Source organism: Pseudomonas sp. UBA6562 (genome assembly GCF_002434265.1).
Classification (GTDB): Bacteria; Pseudomonadota; Gammaproteobacteria; order Pseudomonadales; family Pseudomonadaceae; genus Aquipseudomonas.
Window position 1 is genome coordinate 907831 of sequence record NZ_DJJS01000006.1, and the last position, 20576, is coordinate 928406.

Below are 20576 nucleotides of genomic sequence, written 5' to 3' on the forward strand. Positions count from 1 at the left end.
GGGACTAGACCATGCATTTCACCATTCAACGCGAAGCTTTGTTGAAACCTCTGCAACTGGTCGCAGGGGTCGTCGAGCGCCGTCAGACCTTGCCGGTCCTGTCCAACGTGCTGCTGGTGGTCCAAGGCCAACAGCTGTCGCTGACCGGTACCGACCTCGAAGTCGAACTGGTCGGCCGCGTACAGCTGGAAGAACCCGCCGAGCCCGGCGAGATCACGGTTCCGGCGCGCAAGCTGATGGACATTTGCAAGAGCCTGCCCAGCGACGTGCTGATCGACATCAAGCTCGACGAGCAGAAGCTGTTGGTCAAAGCGGGTCGCAGCCGCTTCACGCTGTCCACGCTGCCGGCGAACGACTTCCCCAATGTCGAGGAAGGCCCGGGTTCGCTGACCTGCAACCTGGAGCAAAGCAAACTGCGCCGCCTCATCGAGCGCACCAGCTTCGCCATGGCCCAGCAGGATGTTCGCTACTACCTCAACGGCATGCTGCTCGAAGTCTCCACCGACACCCTGCGTGCCGTGGCCACCGACGGTCACCGTCTGGCCCTGTGCGCCATGCAGGCGGCGATCGGCCAGGCCGAGCGGCATCAAGTGATCGTGCCGCGTAAAGGCATCCTCGAACTGGCGCGTCTGCTTACCGATCCGGAAGGCATGGTCAGCATCGTATTGGGGCAGCACCATATCCGCGCAACTACGGGTGAATTCACGTTCACCTCCAAGCTGGTCGACGGCAAGTTCCCCGACTACGAGCGCGTCTTGCCCAAGGGCGGCGACAAGCTTGTGATCGGCGATCGCCAGGCGCTGCGCGAAGCGTTCAGCCGTACTGCGATTCTGTCCAATGAAAAGTACCGCGGTATCCGTCTGCAACTGGCCAGTGGGCAGTTGAAGATTCAGGCCAACAACCCTGAGCAAGAGGAAGCCGAGGAAGAGATCAGCGTAGATTACAGCGGCGCTTCGCTGGAGATTGGGTTCAACGTTAGCTATCTGTTGGACGTTTTGGGCGTCATGACCACCGAGCAGGTGCGTCTGATCTTGTCCGATTCCAACAGCAGTGCGTTGCTGCAAGAAGCCGGCAACGACGACTCGTCCTACGTCGTCATGCCGATGCGTCTGTAACCACCCAGACGCCTCTATGTCGCTTCTACGCGTTTCAGTCACCGCGGTGCGCAACCTGCACCCGGTGACCCTCTCTCCGTCCCCACGCATCAACATCCTCTACGGCGACAACGGCAGCGGTAAAACCAGCGTGCTGGAGGCCGTGCATCTGCTTGGCCTGGCCCGCTCGTTCCGCAGTACGCGACTCACTCCGGTAATCCAGTACGAGCAGCCGACCTGCACGGTGTTCGGCCAAGTGTCGCTCGAGAGCGGTGCCACCAGCAGCTTGGGCGTGTCTCGCGAGCGGCAAGGTGACTTCACCATCCGTATCGATGGTCAGAATGCACGGAGCGCCGCGCAACTTGCCGAGTTGTTGCCTTTGCAGCTGATCAATCCTGACAGCTTCCGCTTGCTCGAAGGTGCGCCCAAGGTACGTCGGCAGTTTCTGGACTGGGGAGTGTTCCACGTGGAACCTCGTTTCATGGCCACGTGGCAGCGCTTGCAGAAGGCCCTCAGACAGCGGAACTCATGGCTGCGGCATGGTACACTCGACACTGCGTCGCAAGCCGTCTGGGACCGCGAATTGAGCGCTTCCAGCGATGAAATCGACGAGTACCGCCGTAGCTACATCGCCGCTTTGAAGCCTGTCTTCGAAAAGACGTTGAGCGAGTTGCTCGACCTCGAAGGCCTGACACTCAGTTACTACCGAGGTTGGGATAAAGACCGGTCGCTTGCCGAAGTACTGGCCACCTCCCTTCAACGCGATCAGCAGATGGGCCATACCCAGGCGGGGCCACAGCGTGCCGATCTGCGCCTGAGACTGGGCGCACACAACGCTGCCGATATCCTTTCCAGAGGCCAGCAGAAGCTGGTCGTATGTGCCCTGCGGATCGCGCAGGGGCATTTGGTCAATCAAGCTCGTCGCGGGCAATGCATCTACTTGGTCGACGACCTGCCCTCCGAGCTTGATGAGCAACACCGACGCGCACTGTGCCGGTTGCTCGAAGAATTGAACTGCCAGGTGTTCATCACCTGCGTAGACCACGAATTTCTGCGGGAGAGCTGGCAGAAGGAAACGCCAGTCGCTTTGTTCCACGTGGAACAAGGCCACATCACCCAGACACACGTCCATCGGGAGTGAAGGCATGAGCGAAAATCAAACGTACGACTCTTCCAGCATCAAGGTGTTGAAAGGGCTGGATGCCGTGCGCAAGCGTCCCGGCATGTACATTGGCGATACCGATGACGGCAGCGGCTTGCACCACATGGTGTTCGAAGTCGTCGACAACTCGATCGACGAAGCCTTGGCCGGTCATTGCGACGACATTACCGTCATCATTCACCCGGACGAGTCCATCAGCGTCCGTGACAACGGCCGTGGCATCCCGGTCGACGTGCATAAAGAGGAAGGCGTCTCGGCAGCTGAGGTCATCATGACTGTGCTGCACGCCGGCGGTAAGTTCGACGACAACTCGTACAAGGTATCCGGTGGCCTGCACGGTGTGGGCGTCTCGGTAGTGAACGCCTTGTCCGAGAAGCTGGTTCTGACCGTGCGCCGCAGCGGCAAGATCTGGGAACAGACCTACGTCCACGGCGTACCCCAGGAACCGATGGCGGTTGTGGGCGAAAGCGAAACCACCGGTACCCACATCCACTTCAAGCCTTCGGCCGAAACCTTCAAGAACATCCACTTCAGCTGGGACATCCTGGCCAAGCGGATCCGCGAGCTGTCGTTCCTCAACTCGGGTGTAGGCATCCTGCTCAAGGACGAACGCTCGGGCAAGGAAGAGTTCTTCAAGTACGAAGGCGGCCTGCGCGCCTTCGTGGAATACCTGAACACCAACAAGACACCGGTGAACAGCCAGGTCTTCCACTTCTCGGTACAGCGTGACGATGGCGTGGGCGTCGAAGTGGCGTTGCAGTGGAACGACAGCTTCAACGAGAACCTGTTGTGCTTCACCAACAACATTCCCCAGCGCGACGGTGGCACCCATCTGGTGGGCTTCCGTTCTTCCCTGACCCGTAGCTTGAACAACTACATCGAGCAGGAAGGCCTGGCGAAGAAGAACAAGGTCTCCACTACCGGTGACGATGCGCGGGAAGGTTTGACCGCGATCATTTCGGTCAAGGTGCCGGACCCCAAGTTCAGCTCGCAGACCAAAGACAAGCTGGTTTCCTCGGAAGTGAAGACTGCGGTCGAACAGGAGATGAACAAGTACTTCTCCGACTTCCTGCTGGAAAACCCGAACGAAGCCAAGGCCGTGGTCGGCAAGATGATCGACGCGGCACGCGCCCGTGAAGCCGCGCGCAAAGCCCGCGAGATGACCCGCCGCAAAGGCGCGTTGGACATCGCTGGCCTGCCGGGCAAATTGGCCGACTGTCAGGAGAAGGACCCTGCCCTTTCCGAGCTGTACCTGGTGGAGGGTGACTCCGCAGGTGGTTCGGCCAAGCAGGGCCGCAACCGTCGCACGCAAGCCATCCTGCCGCTCAAGGGCAAGATCCTCAACGTCGAGAAGGCACGCTTCGACAAGATGATCTCCTCCCAGGAAGTCGGCACGCTGATCACGGCCTTGGGCTGCGGCATTGGCCGCGACGAGTACAACATCGACAAGCTGCGCTACCACAACATCATCATCATGACCGATGCCGACGTCGACGGTTCGCACATCCGTACCCTGCTGCTGACCTTCTTCTTCCGTCAGTTGCCGGAGCTGGTCGAGCGTGGCTACATCTACATTGCCCAGCCGCCGCTGTACAAGGTCAAGAAAGGCAAGCACGAGCAGTACATCAAGGACGACGAAGCCATGGAGGAATACATGACCCAGTCGGCTCTCGAAGATGCCAGCTTGCACCTGGACGAGTCGGCACCACCAGTGTCCGGCGTACAGCTCGAAAGCCTGGTGAATGACTTCCGTGCGGTCATGAAGACCCTCAAGCGCCTGTCGCGTCTGTATCCCGAAGCGCTTACCGAGCACTTCATCTATATGACCGAGATCACCCAGGAGCATCTGGGCGACCACGCGCACATGCAGGCTTGGCTGGCGAATTACCAGGAACGGCTGCTCACTACCCAGCGCTCTGGCCTGTCGTACAAAGCCACTCTGCGTGAAGACAAGGAGCGCAACGTCTGGCTGCCCGAGGTCGAGATCATCTCGCACGGTTCTTCGAGCTACGTGACCTTCAACCGTGATTTCTTCGGCAGCAACGACTACCGCTCGGTGGTCAACATCGGCAACAAGCTGAGCACGTTGTTCGGCGAAGGTGCCTACGTGAAGCGTGGCGAGCGCCGCAAGGCGGTCTCGGAGTTCAAGGAAGTCCTGAACTGGCTGATGAACGAGTCAACAAAGCGCCATACCATCCAGCGCTACAAAGGCTTGGGCGAGATGAACCCGGACCAGCTGTGGGAAACCACCATGGACCCAACGGTGCGTCGCATGCTCAAGGTGACGATCGAAGATGCGATTGGTGCCGACCAGCTGTTCAATACCCTGATGGGCGATGCGGTCGAGCCACGGCGTGACTTCATCGAGAGCAATGCGCTGTCAGTATCCAACTTGGACTTCTGATTCAGGTTACAGCGACACACTATGCCCCGGTCGCCCGGGGCATTTTTTTGCCTGGAAATAAGTGTGTGCGCCTACCCTGATCTATCGAATTCCCAGCATATGACGCAGAGGCACCTGGCAACTGCTCACGAGCTGGCGTCTGTGGGTAAAGGGCGAAGAACGAGAAATAAAAAACCGGCATAAGAGCCGGTTTTTTAAAACGTACAAAAACTTATGCACGATTTACTAAAAATTCAGAGTGACTGAAATATCTATATATTTCAAAGGCTTACCTATGAAATGGACAGCTTTTCAGAATAGTTGCTCACATCTTATCCACAGAATCGTCAAGCGACCTGCTCAGCGCTGGCATCGACTAGGGCAGGCAACGAGCCCAGGGCGCGTTGAGTCGCCTCATTCCACGCCTGGGCGCGCTCGTTGAGCTCTGCGATGGCCCGTGGCCCGGTGCCGTTGGCGTACATCGGCTCGCCAATCACCACGTCGATCACCCCTGCCCGCTTGTTCCAACCGGTCTTGGGCCAGAACTTGCCCGCGTTGTGCGCGATGGGCAGCACCGGCAGGCCAGCGTTGACGGCCAAGGCCGTACCGCCGCGGGAGAACTTGCCGACTTCGCCAAAGGGCACGCGCGTCCCTTCCGGGAAAATCAGCACCCAAATACGCTGCTTGAGCAGTTCGTCGCCCTTCTTGGCCACCTGACGCAGGGCTTCCTTGGGATTGTCGCGGTCGATGGCGATGGGGCGCAGCATGGCCATGGCCCAGCCAAAGAACGGCACGTACAGCAGCTCACGTTTGAGCACCTGGCTCAGCGGCGAGAAATAGGCCGAGAGGAAAAAGGTCTCCCATGTGCTCTGGTGGTTGGACAGGATCACACAGGGCGTATCCGGCACATGCTCGGCGCCGGTGATCTTGTAGCGGATGCCCAGCACCACCCGCGCTAGCAACACGGCGAAGCGGCACCAGTAGACGTTGATGAAGCGGTAGCGCTGGCGGAACGGCAGGAACGGCGCGACGAAGAAACTCAACGTGCACCACAGCAGCGAGCTGCTGCCCAGCAGCAGGTAAAAAAGAAAGACTCTGATCGCCTGCAGGATCGACATAGTGGCATGTACCGTTGCGGGGCCTGCCCGCCTGAGAAAAAGTGCGCCATGAGGCGCACCGTTTAAATTAGGGCCTGGGCCACGCAGGCCAGGTCGTCGTAAATCAGGGTGCCGGTCGGCACGCCCTTGCCCAACGTGCGCTCGCCCTTGCCGGTCTTGACCAGCACCGGCTGGGCGCCGACCGCCAGGGCGGCGTCGAGGTCGCCGCGGCTGTCGCCGACGAACCAGACGCCTTCGAGCGGATGTTGGTAATGCTCGGCAATCGTCACCAGCATGCCTGGCTTGGGCTTGCGGCAGGCGCAGCCTTCGTCGGGCCCGTGCGGGCAGTAGACGACCAACCCCAGCGTACCGCCCTCCTCTGCCACCAGCTCGCGCAGGTGCGCGTGCATGGCGTCGAGGGTTTCGACCGGGTAATAGCCGCGCGCCAGGCCCGATTGGTTGGTGGCGACCGCCACCGTCCAACCGGCCTTGCTCAACCGCGCGATGGCCTCGATCGAGCCGGGGATGGGGATCCACTCCGACAACGACTTGATGTACGCGTCGGAGTCGAAATTGATCACCCCGTCCCGATCAAGTATCAGCAGCTTCAAGGCTCACCCCAGCAACGAGATGTCGGCCACGCCCAGGAACAGACCGCGCAGGCGGCTGAGCAGGGCGTAACGGTTGGCGCGTACCTTGGCGTCTTCGGCGTTGACCATCACCGCTTCGAAGAAGGCGTCCACCGGCTCGCGCAGCGCGGCCAGGCGCGCCAGCGTTTCGCTGTACTGGCGGGCTTCGGCCATCGGTTGCACGGCATGGTCGGCTTGCTGGATGGCCGAGTACAGCGAGAACTCGTTGGCATTGTCGAAGTACTTGGGCTCGACCTGGGGCGAGATCGCGCCCTCGGCCTTGCTCAGCAGGTTCGACACGCGCTTGTTCACTGCGGCCAGTGCCTCGGCTTCGGGCAGGCGGCGGAAAGCCTGCACGGCCTGGACGCGCTGGTCGAAGTCCAGTGCCGAAGTCGGCTTGAGGGCGCGCACCGAGAGGTAGGTGGCGACATCGATGCCTTCGTCTTCGTAACGCGCGCGCAGGCGGTCGAAGATGAACTCCTGCACCTGTTCGGCCAGACCCTGGACCTTGACCGTGCTGCCGAACTGCGCGACGGCGTACTGCACGGCCTCGATCAGGTCGAGTTCGAGCTTCTTCTCGATGAGGATGCGCAGCACACCCAACGCCGCGCGGCGCAAGGCATAGGGGTCCTTGCTGCCGGTGGGCAGCATGCCGATGCCGAAGATGCCGACCAGGGTGTCAAGCTTGTCGGCGATGGCCACGGCGGCACCGGTCAGGGTTTCCGGCAATTCGGCGCCGGCACCGCGCGGCATGTACTGCTCGTTCAGCGCCAGGGCGACGTCTTCCGGCTCGCCATCGTTGATGGCGTAGTAATAACCGGCGATGCCTTGCATCTCGGGGAACTCGCCGACCATCTCGGTGGCCAGGTCGCATTTGCTCAACAGGCCCGCGCGGGCCGCGCGCTGGGCGTCGCCGCCGATGCGCGGGGCGATCAGCGCCGCCAACTTGGAAACGCGCACGGCCTTGTCGTAGACGCTGCCCAGCTGCGCCTGGAAGACCACGTTCTTGAGGCGCTCGTTGAAGGTTTCCAACGGCTGCTTCTTGTCCTGCTTGAAGAAGAACTCGGCGTCGGTCAGGCGTGGGCGCACGACCTTCTCGTTGCCTTGGACGATCTGCTGCGGGTCGCGGCTGTCGACGTTGGCCACGGTGATGAAGCGCGGCAGCAACTTGCCGTCGTCGTCGAGCAGGCAGAAGTACTTCTGGTTGTCCTGCATGGTGGTGATCAGCGCTTCCTGCGGCACGTCGAGGAAACGTTCCTCGAACGAGCACACCAGCGGCACGGGCCATTCCACCAGGGCGGTGACTTCGTCGAGCAGCGCAGGCGGCACGATGGCGCTGCCGCCCTGCTGGCGGGCCAGCGCGTGGGTGCGTTCGGCGATCAGGTCGCGGCGCACGGCGAAGTCGGCGATGACCGAGGCCTTGAGCAGGTCTTCGGCATAGTTCGCCGGGCTGGTGATCAACACCGGCTCCGGATGGTGGAAGCGGTGGCCACGGGAGTGACGGCCGGCCTTCTGCGACAGCAGGGTGCAGTCGACCACGTCATCGCCCAGTAGCATCACCAACCACTGCGGCGGACGCACGAACTCTTCGCGGCTGGCGGCCCAGCGCATGCGCTTGGGAATCGGCAGGTCGTTGAGCGAGTCTTCGACGATGGTCGGCAGCAGGTCGCGGGTGGCCTTGCCGGGAATGTGCTGGGAGAAGCGCAGCTTGGGGCCGCTCTGGTCGATCTCGGCCAGCTCCACGCCGCACTTCTTGGCAAAGCCCAGTGCCGCTTGGGTCGGGTTGCCGTCGGCGTCGAAGGCGGCCTGACGGGGCGGGCCGTCGATGTTGATGCTGCGGTCGGGCTGGTGCAGGTCGAGCGCGCGGATCAGCACGGCCAGGCGGCGCGGTGCGGCGTACACGTGCTTGCCGGTGAAGCTCAGGCCAGCGGCCTGCAGGCCTTTCTCGATACCGGCCAGCAATGCATCGCCCAGGGCCGCGAGGACTTTGGGCGGCAGCTCTTCGGTACCCAGCTCAACCAGGAAATCGTGGGTACTCATTCTGTAATCTCCAGCTTGGCCAACACTTCGTCGCGCAGTTCCGGGGTCGCCAGGGGGAAGCCCAGGCGCGCCCGCGCCATCAGGTAGCTCTGCGCCACGTCGCGGGCCAGGGTGCGCACGCGCAGGATGTAGCGCTGGCGTTCGGTCACCGAAATGGCACGGCGGGCATCGAGCAGGTTGAAGGTGTGCGACGCCTTGAGGACCATTTCGTAGGTCGGCAGCGGCAGGTCGAGCTTGATCAGGCGGTTGGCTTCGCTTTCGTAGAAGTCGAAAAGTTCGAACAGCTTCTCGACGTTGGCGTGCTCGAAGTTGTAGGTCGACTGCTCCACTTCGTTCTGGTGGAACACGTCGCCATAGGTGACCACGCCGAACGGGCCGTCGGCCCAGACCAGGTCGTAGACCGAATCGACGCCCTGGATGTACATGGCCAGACGCTCCAGGCCATAGGTGATTTCACCGGTGACCGGGTAGCACTCGATGCCGCCGGCCTGCTGGAAGTAAGTGAACTGCGAGACTTCCATGCCGTTGAGCCAGATTTCCCAACCCAGACCCCAGGCGCCGAGGGTCGGCGATTCCCAGTTGTCTTCGACGAAGCGGATGTCGTGGACCAGCGGGTCCAGGCCGATCGACTTCAGCGAGCCGAGGTACAGCTCCTGGAAGTTGGCGGGGTTGGGCTTGAGCACCACCTGGAACTGGTAGTAATGCTGCAGGCGGTTGGGGTTCTCGCCGTAACGCCCGTCGCCGGGCCGACGGCTCGGCTGCACGTAGGCCGCGTTCCAGGTTTCCGGGCCGACGGCGCGCAGGAAAGTGGCGGTGTGGAAAGTGCCGGCGCCTACTTCCATATCGTAGGGCTGAAGCACCACACAACCTTGCTCGGCCCAGTACTTCTGCAGGGCGAGGATCAGGTCTTGGAAGGTACGCACGGCTGGCGTAGGCTGGCTCACGAAATTCACCTGTATCTGGGGATGCGGATGTAAAGAGCGGGAGTATAACCCGTTTCGCCTCGCCCTCTACGTATTGGAGCCTTATGCCACGCTGCTTTTGGTGTACCGACGATCCGTTGTATCAGGCCTATCACGACCATGAATGGGGTACGCCGCGGCGTGATCCGGCGTTGCTCTTCGAGATGCTTTTGCTCGAAGGGTTCCAGGCGGGGCTGTCGTGGATCACCATCCTGCGCAAGCGCGAGCGCTACCGCGAAGTGCTGTACGGCTTCGACCCGGTGCGCCTGGCGCAGATGAGCGATACACGCATCGAGGAATTGATGCAGGACGCGAGCATCATCCGCAACCGCCTCAAGCTCAACGCCGCACGGCGCAACGCCCAGGCCTGGCTGGCTGTGGATAACCCTGCCGAGTGGTTGTGGTCGTTCGTCGGCGGCGAGCCCAAGGTCAACCATTTCGCCAGGCACAGCGACATCCCGACCTTCACCGAAGAATCGGTGGCCATGAGCAAGGCGTTGAAGAAAGCCGGCTTCACCTTCGTCGGCCCCACCATCTGCTACGCGCTGATGCAGGCCACCGGCATGGTCATGGACCACACCACCGACTGCGATCGCTACGCCGAGCTGGTGCGCTGACAGGTACAATGCGCCGCTTGCAGCTATGAGGAATGCCCTGTGGAAAAATTCAAAGGCGCCGTGATGGTCGGAGCCTTGCGCCTGCTGGCCAAGCTCCCCTGGGGCGGCGTACAGCGGGTGGGCGCCGGCCTCGGCTGGCTGATGTGGAAACTGCCCACCGGCTCGCGCAACGTGGTGCGCATCAACCTGGCCAAGTGCTTCCCGGAAATGGACCCTGCCGAGCGCGAGCAGTTGGTCGGCCGCGCCTTGCGCGACATCGGCAAGTCCTTCGTGGAAAGCGCCTGTGCCTGGATCTGGCACCCGCAACGCTCCATCGACCTGGTCAAGGAAGTCGAAGGCCTCGAGGTGCTGCACCAGGCGTTGGCTTCGGGCAAGGGCGTGGTGGGCATCACCAGCCACCTGGGCAATTGGGAAGTGCTCAACCACTTCTATTGCAACCAGTGCAAACCGATCATCTTCTACCGCCCGCCCAAGCTCAAGGCGGTGGACGACCTGCTGCGCGAGCAGCGGGTGCAGATGGGCAACCGCGTGGCGCCGTCCACCAAGGAAGGCATCTTGAGCGTCATCAAGGAAGTGCGGCGCGGCGGCCAGGTGGGCATTCCCGCCGACCCGGAACCGGCGGAATCGGCCGGCGTGTTCGTGCCCTTCCTCGGCACCCAGGCGCTGACCAGCAAGTTCGTGCCGAACATGCTCGCCGGCGGCAAGGCGGTCGGGGTGTTCCTGCATGCCTTGCGCCTGCCCGACGGCTCGGGCTTCAAGGTGATCCTGGAAGCGGCGCCCGAGGCCATGTACAGCCTGGACGCCGCCGAGTCGGCGGCAGCCATGAGCCAGGTGGTGGAGCGCTACGTGCGCGCGTATCCGAGCCAGTACATGTGGAGCATGAAGCGCTTCAAGAAGCGGCCGGCGGGTGAGGCGCGTTGGTATTGAGGGCGGGATGGCCAATCGCACACTACAGGGTTTTCCCTGTCAGCCATTGTGATTCAGCAGGTCGACGGTGTGGCCCGATTTGGGCCGGCTGTGCCGGCCATCGCGGCTGATCGGAGCGCCGAACCGGCCGCTCCTACAAGGATTGTGTTGCCTGTCGCCAACGGATAGTAGCCAGCGCTGCCGTTGTGAGAGCGGCCGGTTGGGCGCTCCCACAGGGTGATGTGCCCCTTGTATCGGCTATTGACGCAAGCCCTAAATGCCTGACGGTCAGGTATCGGCCTCTATAGGGGCTTGTTCAGCTTCTTGAGAAAGACCGTCATCTCTTTTTCGGCCTGCTTGTCGCCGTGGGCCTGGGCCGCTGACACGCCCTCCTCCCAAGCCTGACGTGCCGCCGCCGAGTCGCCTTGCAACTGATGGGCCTTGCCGAGCAGTTTCCACGCCGCCGAATACTTCGGATCCTGTGCCACGCAACGGGCCAGGTGCAGCGCCGCTTCGGCGCCGTTGCCTTCGTCGAGCCAGGCCTTGCCCAGGCCGAAACGCAGCAGCGGGTTATCCACACCCTTGGCCAGCATCTTTTCCAGCGACTCGCGCATCTTCGGGCTCCTGTTAGAAGAAACTCAATCCCACGTGGAACAGCTTTTCCACGTCGCGTATGTGCTTTTTATCCACAACGAACAGAATCACGTGATCGCCGCTCTCGATCACCGTCACGTCATGGGCGATCAGCACCTCTTCGGCGCGGATGATCGCACCGATGGTCGTCCCCGGCGGCAGCGTGATCTCGGCGATCGCCTTGCCCACCACCTTGCTCGACTTGGCATCGCCATGGGCCACCGCCTCGATGGCTTCGGCCGCACCGCGGCGCAGGGAGTGCACGCTGACGATGTCGCCACGGCGCACGTGCGCCAGCAGCGTACCGATGGTCGCCAGTTGCGGGCTGATGGCGATGTCGATCTCGCCGCCCTGCACCAGATCGACGTAGGCCGGGTTGTTGATGAGGGTCATCACCTTGCGCGCGCCCAGGCGCTTGGCCAGCAGCGACGACATGATGTTGGCTTCGTCGTCGTTGGTCAGGGCCAGGAAGATGTCGGCCTCGGCGATGTTCTCTTCGAGCATCAGGTCGCGGTCGGAGGCGCTGCCTTGCAGGACCACGGTGCTTTCCAGGGTGTCGGACAGGTGCCGGCAGCGTGCCGGGTTCATCTCGATGATCTTGACCTGGTAGCGGCTTTCGATGGCCTCGGCCAGGCGCTCGCCGATCTGCCCGCCGCCTGCGATCACCACCCGCTTGTTGCTCTCGTCGATGCGCCGCAGCTCGCCCATCACCGCACGGATGTCACGCTTGGCGGCGATGAAGAACACCTCGTCGTCGGCCTCGATCACCGTGTCGCCTTGCGGCTTGATCGAACGGTCGCGGCGGAAGATGGCCGCCACGCGGGTGTCGACGTTGGGCATGTGGGCGCGGATCTGGCGCAGTTGCTGGCCGACCAGCGGCCCGCCGTAGTAGGCCTTGACCGCCACCAGCTGGGCCTTGCCGCCGGCGAAGTCGATCACCTGCAAGGCGCCGGGCTGCTCGATCAGGCGCTTGATGTAATTGGTCACCACCTGCTCGGGGCTGATCAGCACGTCGACCGGGATGGCCTCGTTGTCGAACAGCTCGCGGCGCGTGAGGTAGGCCGCTTCGCGCACCCGGGCGATCTTGGTCGGGGTGTGGAACAGGGTGTAGGCCACCTGGCAGGCGACCATGTTGGTTTCGTCGCTGTTGGTCACCGCCACCAGCATGTCGGCGTCTTCGGCGCCGGCCTGGCGCAGCACCGTAGGCAGCGAGCCGCGGCCCTGCACGGTGCGGATGTCGAGGCGGTCGCCGAGGTCGCGCAGGCGCTCGGCGTCGGTGTCGACCACGGTGATGTCGTTCGCTTCGCTGGCCAGGTTTTCCGCCAGGGAACCGCCCACCTGACCGGCACCGAGGATGATGATCTTCATCGGTTGTCTTGCCCTTCGTGGTTATCCGCGCGTGGCGGCGATCTTGATCAGTTTGGCGTAGTAGAACCCATCGTGGCCGCCTTCCTGGGCCAGCAGCTGGCGGCCATGGGGTTGGCGCAGGCCGGCGTCGGTGGCCAGGTCCAGCTCGCGGGCACCGGGGGTGCGGGCGAGGAACGCGGCGACCACCTCGGTGTTCTCGGTGGGCAGGCTGGAACAGGTGGCGTAGAGCAGCATGCCGCCTACCTCCAGCGTGGGCCACAGCGCGTCGAGCAGCTCGCCTTGCAGGCTGGCCAGCGCCGGGATGTCGTCGGCCTGGCGGGTCAGCTTGATGTCCGGGTGGCGGCGGATCACGCCGGTGGCCGAGCACGGGGCGTCGAGCAGGATGCGCTGGAACGGCTTGCCGTCCCACCAACTGGCCGTGTCGCGGGCATCGCAGGCGATCAACTGGGCGTCGAGCTGCAGACGGTCGAGGTTTTCGCGCACGCGCGTCAGGCGCTTGGCTTCGAGGTCGATGGCCACCATCTGCGCCAGGCCCGGTTCGGCTTCGAGCAGGTGGCAGGTCTTGCCGCCCGGGGCGCAGCAAGCATCGAGCACGCGTTGCCCGGGAGCCAGTTCCAGCAGGTCGGCGGACAGCTGCGCGGCTTCGTCCTGCACGCTGATCCAGCCTTCGGCGAAGCCTGGCAGGCCGCGTACGTCGCACGGCGCTTGCAGCACGATGCCGTCGCGGCTGTAGCGGCAGGCGCTGGCGGCGATGCCGGCTTCGGCGAGCAGGGCCAGATAGGCATCACGGCTGTGGTGGCGACGGTTGACCCGCAGGATCATCGGCGGGTGAGCGTTGTTGGCGGCGCAAATGGCTTCCCACTGCTGCGGCCAGAACGCCTTGAGCGACTTCTGCAGCCAACGTGGGTGGGCGGTGCGCACCACCGGGTCGCGCTCGAGGTCGGCGAGCAAGGCTTCGCCTTCGCGTTGCGCGCGGCGCAGCACGGCGTTGAGCAAGCCCTTGGCCCAAGGCTTTTTCAGCTTGTCGGCGCAACCGACGGTTTCGCCCAACGCGGCATGGGCCGGGATGCGCGTGTAGAACAACTGGTACAGGCCCACCAGCAGCAGCGCCTGCACGTCGGCGTCGGCGGCCTTGAACGGTTTCTGCAGCAATTGCGCGGCGAGCAGGTCCAGGCGCGGCTGCCAGCGGGCGGTGCCGAAGGCCAGGTCTTGGGTCAGGCCGCGGTCGCGTTCCTCGACCTTGTCCAGTTGTGCGGGCAAGGAACTGTTCAGCGACGCCTTGCCACTGAGGACGGCGGCGAGTGCGCGGGCGGCAGCCAGGCGTGGGTTCATTGGCCGAGCACCTTGCCGTCGGCGAAGTGCTCGCGGCGGCTGTTGAACAGGTCGGCGAAGGCCAGGGCCTTGCCGCCGGGCAGTTGCAGACGGGTCAGGCTCAATGCTTGCTCGCCGCAGGCGACCACCAGGCCCTGCTTGCTGGCGCTGAGGATTTCACCGGGTGCGCCCTGGCCTGTGCATAACTGCGCGCCAAGCACCTTGAGGCTTTGGCCGTCGAGCGTGGTGTGGCAGATCGGCCAGGGATTGAAGGCGCGGATCAGGCGTTCCAGCTCCACGGCCGGACGGCTCCAGTCCAGGCGCGCTTCGTCCTTGTTGAGCTTGTGCGCGTAGGTGGCCAGGGCATCGTCCTGCACCTCGCCGTGCAGTGAGCCCTCCGCCAGGCCGGCGATGGCCTGCAGCACGGCGGGCGGGCCCAGCTCGGCCAGGCGGTCGTGCAGGCTGCCGCCGGTGTCGTCGGCGCCGATCGGCGTGACCGTCTTGAGCAGCATCGGCCCGGTGTCCAGGCCGGCTTCCATGCGCATCACCGTCACGCCGCTCTCGGCATCGCCGGCTTGCACGGCGCGCTGGATCGGCGCCGCACCGCGCCAGCGGGGCAACAACGAGGCATGGCTGTTGATGCAGCCCAGGCGCGGGATGTCGAGCACGGCCTGGGGCAGGATCAGGCCGTAGGCGACCACGACCATGAGGTCGGGGGCGAGGGCCGCGAGTTCGGCCTGGGCCTCGGCGTTGCGCAAAGTCGGCGGTTGCAGCACGGGGATATTGTGGGCCACGGCCAGTTGCTTGACCGGGCTGGGCATGAGTTTCTGCCCGCGCCCGGCGGGGCGGTCCGGTTGGGTATAGACGGCTACCACCTGGTCAGGGCCGTCGAGCAGGGCCTTGAGGTGTTCGGCGGCAAACTCGGGGGTGCCCGCAAAGACAATGCGCATCGCGTTCTCGCTTCGGAAAAGAAAAAGGCTTGCCGCGGCAAGCCTTCTGGAAGGTAGGGGCTCAAGCCTGCTGGCGGTGCTGCTTTTCCAGCTTCTTCTTGATCCGGTCGCGCTTGAGTTGCGACAGGTAGTCGACGAACAGCTTGCCGTTGAGATGGTCCAGCTCGTGCTGGATGCACACCGCCAGCAGGCCTTCGGCTTCGAGCTCGTAGGGCTGGAAGTCGCGGCCCAGCGCTTTGATGCGCACGCGCAGCGGGCGGTCGACGTTCTCGTAGAAGCCGGGCACCGACAGGCAGCCTTCCTGGTACTGGCCCATGTCGTGGGTCAGCTCTTCGACTTCGGGGTTGATGAAGACCCGCGGTTCGCTGCGGTCTTCGCTCAGGTCCATCACCACCAGGCGCAGGTGCACGTTGACCTGGGTGGCGGCGAGACCGATGCCCGGCGCTTCGTACATGGTTTCAAACATGTCATCGATCAGCTGGCGCAGGTCGTCGTCGAACGCGGTCACCGGTTTGGCGAGGGTGCGCAGGCGCGGGTCCGGAAATTCGAGGATGTTCAAAATGGCCATAGGGTCAGGCAGTCACTGTACGTTTGGTTGAAAACTGAGCACACATAATAAAGGGATTCGTGGCGTTCGGCACCTGGCAAAGGTCGGCTAGGGTGTCACAGGTCGTTTTGATGCCCATCCAATCGACAGGTTTTCAGACCATTATCAACAGAGTTATCCACAGGTTGTGCCCTCCAGTTCGACCTCTCTGGATCAAGGAAGATCGCCCATGCCACCTGCATATTCCCCGACTTGCCCACCGGCCGAATTGGAGGCGCGCCTGCGTCTGCATGGCCTGCCCGAGATCGGCCCGCGCCGCTTCCAAGCGCTGATCGCAGCCTTCGGCGATGCCGGTTCGGCACTCTCGGCACCCGCTTCGGCCTGGCGCTCGTTAGGCATTCCCGTTGCCAGCAGCGAGGCGCGGCGCAGTCCCGAACTACGTGCGGCGAGCAGTGCCGCGATGGCCTGGTTAGAGCGTCCGGCCCAGCATTTGTTGATGTGGGACGACATTCGCTACCCGGCGTTGCTGCGCGAAATCGACGATGCGCCGCCGCTGATTTTCCTCGCAGGCGATCCGGCGCTGCTGGAAACCCCGCAGCTCGCCGTGGTCGGCAGCCGCCGCGCCACGCCACCGGCGCGAGATACAGCCGCCGCGTTTTCACGCTGCCTGGCCAAGGCCGGATTCACCATCACCAGCGGCTTGGCGCTGGGCATCGACGGCGCTGCGCATCAAGCGGCCATGGACGTCGGCGGGCGCACGTTGGCGGTGCTCGGCAGCGGTCTGCAAAAACTTTATCCACAGCGCCACCGCGAGCTTGCGCGCCGCATATCCGAAAGCGGTTCGGCTCTGCTGTCGGACTATCCGCTCGACGCCGGTCCCATGCCTGCCAACTTCCCGCGGCGCAACCGGATCATCAGCGGGCTTTCGCTCGGTGTGCTGGTGGTCGAAGCGGGGCTGGCCAGCGGTTCGTTGATCACCGCGCGGCTCGCCGCCGAGCAGGGCCGCGAGGTGTATGCCATTCCCGGCTCTATCCACCATCCAGGCTCCAAGGGTTGTCACCAGTTGATCCGCGACGGCGCGCTGCTGGTGGAGAACGTCGAGCAGATCCTCGACAGCCTGCGCGGCTGGCAGAACCTGCCGCCGGCGCCCGTACCCACGCCCCAACCCGAGAAATCCGAGGCCCATCCCCTGCTGACGCTGCTGCATGCCGCACCGCATACCAGCGAGGCGTTGGCCGCGCGCTGCGGCCAGCCGCTGAGCCAAGTACTGGCCAGCCTCAGCGAACTCGAGATCGACGGCAAAGTCAGCTGTGAAGCCGGTCGTTGGTTTGCCCGCTCCGGCTAAGTAAACTGCGCCTCGGCCTTGAATGCGGAGAGACAGCAATGGTGAGCAGTTGGCGTGTGCAACAAGCCGCGCGTGAGATTCGGGCGGGCGCGGTGATCGCCTATCCGACCGAAGCGGTCTGGGGCCTGGGCTGCGACCCTTGGGACGAAGAGGCGGTGTATCGCCTGTTGGCGCTCAAGTCGCGGCCTGTGCACAAGGGTCTGATCCTGGTGGCCGACAACATTCGCCAGTTCGACTTCCTCTTCGAAGACTTCCCCGAGGACTGGATCGAGCGCATGGCCGCGACTTGGCCAGGGCCCAACACCTGGCTGGTCCCACATCAGGACCTGTTGCCCGAATGGGTCACTGGCGAGCACGACAGCGTGGCCCTGCGCGTCAGCGACCACCCGGTGGTGCGTGAACTGTGCGCCTTGGTGGGGCCGTTGATTTCCACCTCCGCCAACCCAGGCGGTCGCCCGGCGGCGAAGACCCGGCTGCGGGTCGAGCAGTATTTCCACGGGCAGCTCGACCATGTGCTGGGCGGTGCGTTGGGCGGGCGCAAGAACCCGAGCGTGATCCGCAACCTGATCACCGGCGAAACCGTAAGGCCGGGCTAGTGGAAACGGCCGACTCGGCGCTCCGATCAACCGCGATGGGCGGCAAAGCCGCCCCACACCTCAAGGCAGCAGAATCGTGGAGCCCACCGTGCGCCGTGCCGACAGCTCGGTCTGCGCCTTGGCCGCTTCGCGCAGCGGGTACTGCTGCTGGATGTCCACGCCGAGCTTGCCGTTTTCGATCATGGCGAACAGGTCGTCGGCCATCGCCTGGGTGTTTTCCGCCGTGTTGGCGTAGGTCGCCAAGGTCGGCCGGGTCACGTACAGCGAGCCCTTTTGCGACAGGATGCCCAGGTTCACGCCGCTGACCGCCCCCGACGCATTGCCGAAGCTGACCATCAAGCCGCGCGGTTGCAGGCAGTCGAGCGAGGTCAGCCAAGTGTCGGCGCCGACGCCGTCGTATACCACCGGCACCTTCTGCCCGTCGGTCAGCTCCAGCACGCGCTGGGCCACGTCTTCGCGGCTGTAGTCGATGGTCGCCCAAGCGCCCAGGGCCTTGGCCCGTTCGGCTTTCTCGGCGCTGCCGACGGTGCCGATGACCTTGGCCCCCAGCGCTGCCGCCCATTGGCAGGCCAGCGAGCCCACGCCGCCGGCGGCGGCGTGGAACAGGATGGTCTCGCCCGGTTTCACGGCGTAGGTCTGCTTGAGCAGGTACTGCACGGTCAGACCCTTGAGCATGACGGCCGCCGCCTGCTCGAAGCCAATGCCGTCCGGCAGGTGCACCAGGTTGGCTTCGGGCAGGGTGTGCAGTTCGCTGTAGGCGCCCAAGGGCCCGGTGGCATAGGCCACGCGGTCACCGACCTTGAAACGGGTAACGCCCTCACCGACGGCATCGACCACTCCGGCACCCTCGTTGCCCAGCCCGGACGGCAGGGACGGCGGCGCGTAGAGCCCGCCGCGGAAATAGGTATCGATGAAATTCAGACCGATGGCATGGTTGCGCACACGCACCTGCTGCGCGGCCGGTGGCGCCGGGTCGAACTCGACCCATTGCAGGACTTCGGGGCCGCCATGCTGGCTGAACTGGATTCGCTGGGCCATCGTGCACTCCTGGATAGAGGGGGAAACGAGCCCTCTATCGGACGCCTTTGCTTGATGCCCGTCAACTGCGACGCGTCTTGGCCGGGTGGTATGCTACCCGGCGAAATTTTCTGCCCCTGCCAGGTGATCCGATGTCCAGCCGTACCGAGGCCGTGAAGGCCTACCTGCTCGATCTGCAAGACCGCATCTGCGCCGCCCTCGAGCACGAGGACGGCAAGGCCCGCTTCGTCGAAGACGCCTGGGTGCGCGAAGCGGGCGGCGGCGGCCGAACCCGGGTCATCGGCGAAGGCCAGTTGATCGAAAAAGGTGGGGTGAACTTCTCCCACGTGTTCGGCAACGGCCTGCCCCCTTCGGCCAGCGCCCACCGCCCGGAACTGGCCGGTCGCGGCTTCGAGGCGCTGGGCGTGTCCCTGGTCATCCACCCCTACAACCCGCACGTTCCTACCTCCCACGCCAACGTGCGTTTCTTCATCGCCGAGAAAGAGGGCGAGGAGGCCGTGTGGTGGTTCGGCGGCGGCTTCGACCTGACCCCGTACTACGGCCACGAAGAAGACTGCGTCCACTGGCACCGCGTTGCCGAACAGGCCTGTGCGCCCTTCGGCGCCGACGTCTACCCGCGCTACAAAGCCTGGTGCGACCGCTATTTCCACCTCAAGCACCGCGGCGAGCCGCGCGGCATCGGCGGATTGTTCTTCGACGACCTGAACGAATGGGGCTTCGACACCTGCTTCGCCTTCATCCGCGCCATCGGCGATGCCTATGTCGAGGCCTACCTGCCGATCGTGCAGCGCCGCAAGCACCTGGCCTACACGCCCGAGCAACGCGAATTCCAGGAATACCGCCGCGGCCGCTACGTCGAGTTCAACCTGGTCTACGACCGCGGCACGCTGTTCGGCCTGCAATCGGGTGGCCGCACCGAGTCGATCCTCATGTCGCTGCCGCCGCAAGTGCGCTGGGGCTACGACTGGAAACCCGCACCGGGCAGCGAAGAGGCCCGGCTGACCGAGTACTTCCTGCAAGACCGCGACTGGCTCGGTGAGGCCACCTGTGGATAACCAAGGAACCCTGCCCATGGATCAATACGTCGTCTTCGGCAACCCGATCGGCCACAGCAAATCGCCGCTGATCCAGCGCCTGTTCGCCGCGCAGACCGGCGAGGCCCTCGAATACAGCACACTGCTGGCGCCACTCGACGAGTTCACCGACTGCGCCTTGGGCTTCTTCAAGCTCGGCAGCGGTGCCAACGTCACTGTGCCGTTCAAGGAAGAAGCCTACCGCCTGTGCGACAGCTTGAGCGCCCGCGCCCAACGCGCCGGGGCGGTGAACACCCTGAGCAAGCGCGAAGACGGCGGCCTGCATGGCGACAACACCGACGGCGCTGGCCTGGTCCGCGACCTGACCCGCAACGCCGGGCTCGACCTGACCGGCAAGCGCATCCTCATCCTCGGTGCGGGCGGCGCGGTGCGTGGCGTGCTGGAGCCGATCCTGGCGCTGCGCCCGCAATCGCTGGTGATCGCCAACCGCACGGTGGAAAAGGCCGAGCAACTGGCCCAGGCCTTCGCCGACCTGGGCCCGGTGGTGGCCAGCGGCTTCGCCTGGTTGCAGGAACCGGTCGACCTGATCGTCAACGCCACCTCGGCGAGCCTGGCCGGCGAACTGCCGCCGCTGGCCGACAGCCTGGTCGAGCCGGGACGCACGGTGTGCTACGACATGATGTACGGCAAGGAGCCGACCCCCTTCTGCCAATGGGCCGAACGCCTGGGCGCAGCGAAGACGCTCGACGGCCTGGGCATGCTGGTGGAGCAAGCGGCCGAAGCGTTCTACCTGTGGCGCGGTGTGCGCCCGCAGACCGCGCCGGTGCTGGACGAGCTGCGCCGACAACTGGCGCGCGCCTGAGC

General features: G+C 64.2%; 19 protein-coding genes and 1 pseudogene. 9 read left to right on the top strand and 11 right to left on the bottom strand.

Features of this window, described 5'->3' with window-relative positions; genetic code table 11:
* Positions 1-11 precede the first annotated feature (11 nt).
* The 3 genes from dnaN to gyrB are packed head-to-tail and all read left to right on the top strand — an operon-like array spanning position 12 to position 4660.
* Entirely contained in the window at positions 12-1115 is a 1104-nt protein-coding gene (dnaN, locus tag B4M43_RS11550) for a DNA polymerase III subunit beta (protein WP_296267101.1), read from the top strand.
* A 16-nt stretch (positions 1116-1131) separates the two neighbouring features.
* Positions 1132-2235 carry a DNA replication/repair protein RecF gene (gene recF / locus B4M43_RS11555; protein WP_296267104.1) on the top strand — a complete coding sequence of 368 codons (1104 nt, stop codon included), beginning with the start codon at positions 1132-1134 and terminating at the stop codon, positions 2233-2235.
* 4 nt (positions 2236-2239) lie between these two features.
* Positions 2240-4660: a DNA topoisomerase (ATP-hydrolyzing) subunit B gene (gene gyrB, locus B4M43_RS11560; RefSeq protein WP_296267106.1), complete on the top strand. Its 2421-nt coding sequence runs from the start codon at positions 2240-2242 to the stop codon at positions 4658-4660.
* A gap of 326 nt (positions 4661-4986) precedes the next feature.
* Here the strand turns inward: gyrB and B4M43_RS11565 are convergent, their stop codons facing one another.
* The 4 genes from B4M43_RS11565 to glyQ form a co-directional block, all read right to left on the bottom strand.
* On the bottom strand, positions 4987-5757 hold the full coding sequence (locus B4M43_RS11565; RefSeq protein ID WP_296267109.1) for a lysophospholipid acyltransferase family protein: 771 nt from the start codon (positions 5755-5757) through the stop codon (positions 4987-4989).
* A gap of 62 nt (positions 5758-5819) precedes the next feature.
* On the bottom strand, positions 5820-6347 hold the full coding sequence (gmhB, locus tag B4M43_RS11570) for a D-glycero-beta-D-manno-heptose 1,7-bisphosphate 7-phosphatase (protein ID WP_296267111.1): 528 nt from the start codon (positions 6345-6347) through the stop codon (positions 5820-5822).
* Between the two features lie 3 nt (positions 6348-6350).
* Positions 6351-8405 carry a glycine--tRNA ligase subunit beta gene (gene glyS / locus B4M43_RS11575; protein WP_296267113.1) on the bottom strand — a complete coding sequence of 685 codons (2055 nt, stop codon included), beginning with the start codon at positions 8403-8405 and terminating at the stop codon, positions 6351-6353.
* Positions 8402-9349 carry a glycine--tRNA ligase subunit alpha gene (gene glyQ / locus B4M43_RS11580; protein WP_296267115.1) on the bottom strand — a complete coding sequence of 316 codons (948 nt, stop codon included), beginning with the start codon at positions 9347-9349 and terminating at the stop codon, positions 8402-8404. Before glyQ ends, glyS begins: the two co-directional genes overlap by 4 nt.
* Positions 9350-9432: 83 nt before the next feature.
* Here glyQ and B4M43_RS11585 point away from each other — a divergent pair, with 83 nt between their 5' ends.
* Positions 9433-9984: a DNA-3-methyladenine glycosylase I gene (locus tag B4M43_RS11585; RefSeq protein WP_296267116.1), complete on the top strand. Its 552-nt coding sequence runs from the start codon at positions 9433-9435 to the stop codon at positions 9982-9984.
* 39 nt (positions 9985-10023) lie between these two features.
* On the top strand, positions 10024-10911 hold the full coding sequence (locus B4M43_RS11590; protein WP_296267119.1) for a lysophospholipid acyltransferase: 888 nt from the start codon (positions 10024-10026) through the stop codon (positions 10909-10911).
* A 281-nt stretch (positions 10912-11192) separates the two neighbouring features.
* Here B4M43_RS11590 and B4M43_RS11595 read toward each other — a convergent pair whose 3' ends face one another.
* The 6 genes and pseudogenes from B4M43_RS11595 to def form a co-directional block, all read right to left on the bottom strand.
* On the bottom strand, positions 11193-11504 hold the full coding sequence (locus tag B4M43_RS11595; RefSeq protein ID WP_296267120.1) for a tetratricopeptide repeat protein: 312 nt from the start codon (positions 11502-11504) through the stop codon (positions 11193-11195).
* Between the two features lie 13 nt (positions 11505-11517).
* Positions 11518-12891 carry a Trk system potassium transporter TrkA gene (trkA, locus tag B4M43_RS11600; RefSeq protein WP_296267122.1) on the bottom strand — a complete coding sequence of 458 codons (1374 nt, stop codon included), beginning with the start codon at positions 12889-12891 and terminating at the stop codon, positions 11518-11520.
* Between the two features lie 21 nt (positions 12892-12912).
* Entirely contained in the window at positions 12913-14223 is a 1311-nt protein-coding gene (gene rsmB / locus B4M43_RS11605) for a 16S rRNA (cytosine(967)-C(5))-methyltransferase RsmB (protein WP_296267124.1), read from the bottom strand.
* Complete coding sequence (gene fmt / locus B4M43_RS11610; protein ID WP_296267126.1) at positions 14220-15152, bottom strand: methionyl-tRNA formyltransferase; 933 nt, start codon at positions 15150-15152, stop codon at positions 14220-14222. Before fmt ends, rsmB begins: the two co-directional genes overlap by 4 nt.
* Positions 15131-15232 (bottom strand): annotated as a pseudogene (locus B4M43_RS21135) (hypothetical protein); the annotation flags it as partial. The gene fmt and the pseudogene B4M43_RS21135, both read right to left, overlap by 22 nt.
* Positions 15214-15720 carry a peptide deformylase gene (gene def, locus B4M43_RS11615; protein ID WP_296267128.1) on the bottom strand — a complete coding sequence of 169 codons (507 nt, stop codon included), beginning with the start codon at positions 15718-15720 and terminating at the stop codon, positions 15214-15216. The gene def and the pseudogene B4M43_RS21135, both read right to left, overlap by 19 nt.
* A gap of 208 nt (positions 15721-15928) precedes the next feature.
* Between def and dprA the strand changes: the two genes are divergently transcribed.
* A complete protein-coding gene (gene dprA / locus B4M43_RS11620; RefSeq protein WP_296267130.1) occupies positions 15929-17044 on the top strand; it encodes a DNA-processing protein DprA in 1116 nt (371 codons plus the stop codon).
* Between the two features lie 38 nt (positions 17045-17082).
* Complete coding sequence (locus tag B4M43_RS11625; RefSeq protein ID WP_296267132.1) at positions 17083-17640, top strand: L-threonylcarbamoyladenylate synthase; 558 nt, start codon at positions 17083-17085, stop codon at positions 17638-17640.
* A gap of 60 nt (positions 17641-17700) precedes the next feature.
* On the opposite strand, the gene B4M43_RS11630 is transcribed toward B4M43_RS11625, so the two are convergent.
* Positions 17701-18678 (bottom strand): NADPH:quinone reductase, encoded by a 978-nt coding sequence (locus B4M43_RS11630; protein WP_296267134.1) that lies wholly within the window; start codon positions 18676-18678, stop codon positions 17701-17703.
* Between the two features lie 131 nt (positions 18679-18809).
* Here B4M43_RS11630 and hemF point away from each other — a divergent pair, with 131 nt between their 5' ends.
* Both hemF and aroE read left to right on the top strand, forming a co-directional pair.
* Entirely contained in the window at positions 18810-19733 is a 924-nt protein-coding gene (hemF, locus tag B4M43_RS11635) for an oxygen-dependent coproporphyrinogen oxidase (RefSeq protein WP_296267136.1), read from the top strand.
* A gap of 16 nt (positions 19734-19749) precedes the next feature.
* On the top strand, positions 19750-20574 hold the full coding sequence (gene aroE / locus B4M43_RS11640) for a shikimate dehydrogenase (protein WP_296267139.1): 825 nt from the start codon (positions 19750-19752) through the stop codon (positions 20572-20574).
* The last annotated feature ends 2 nt before the right edge of the window (positions 20575-20576 follow it).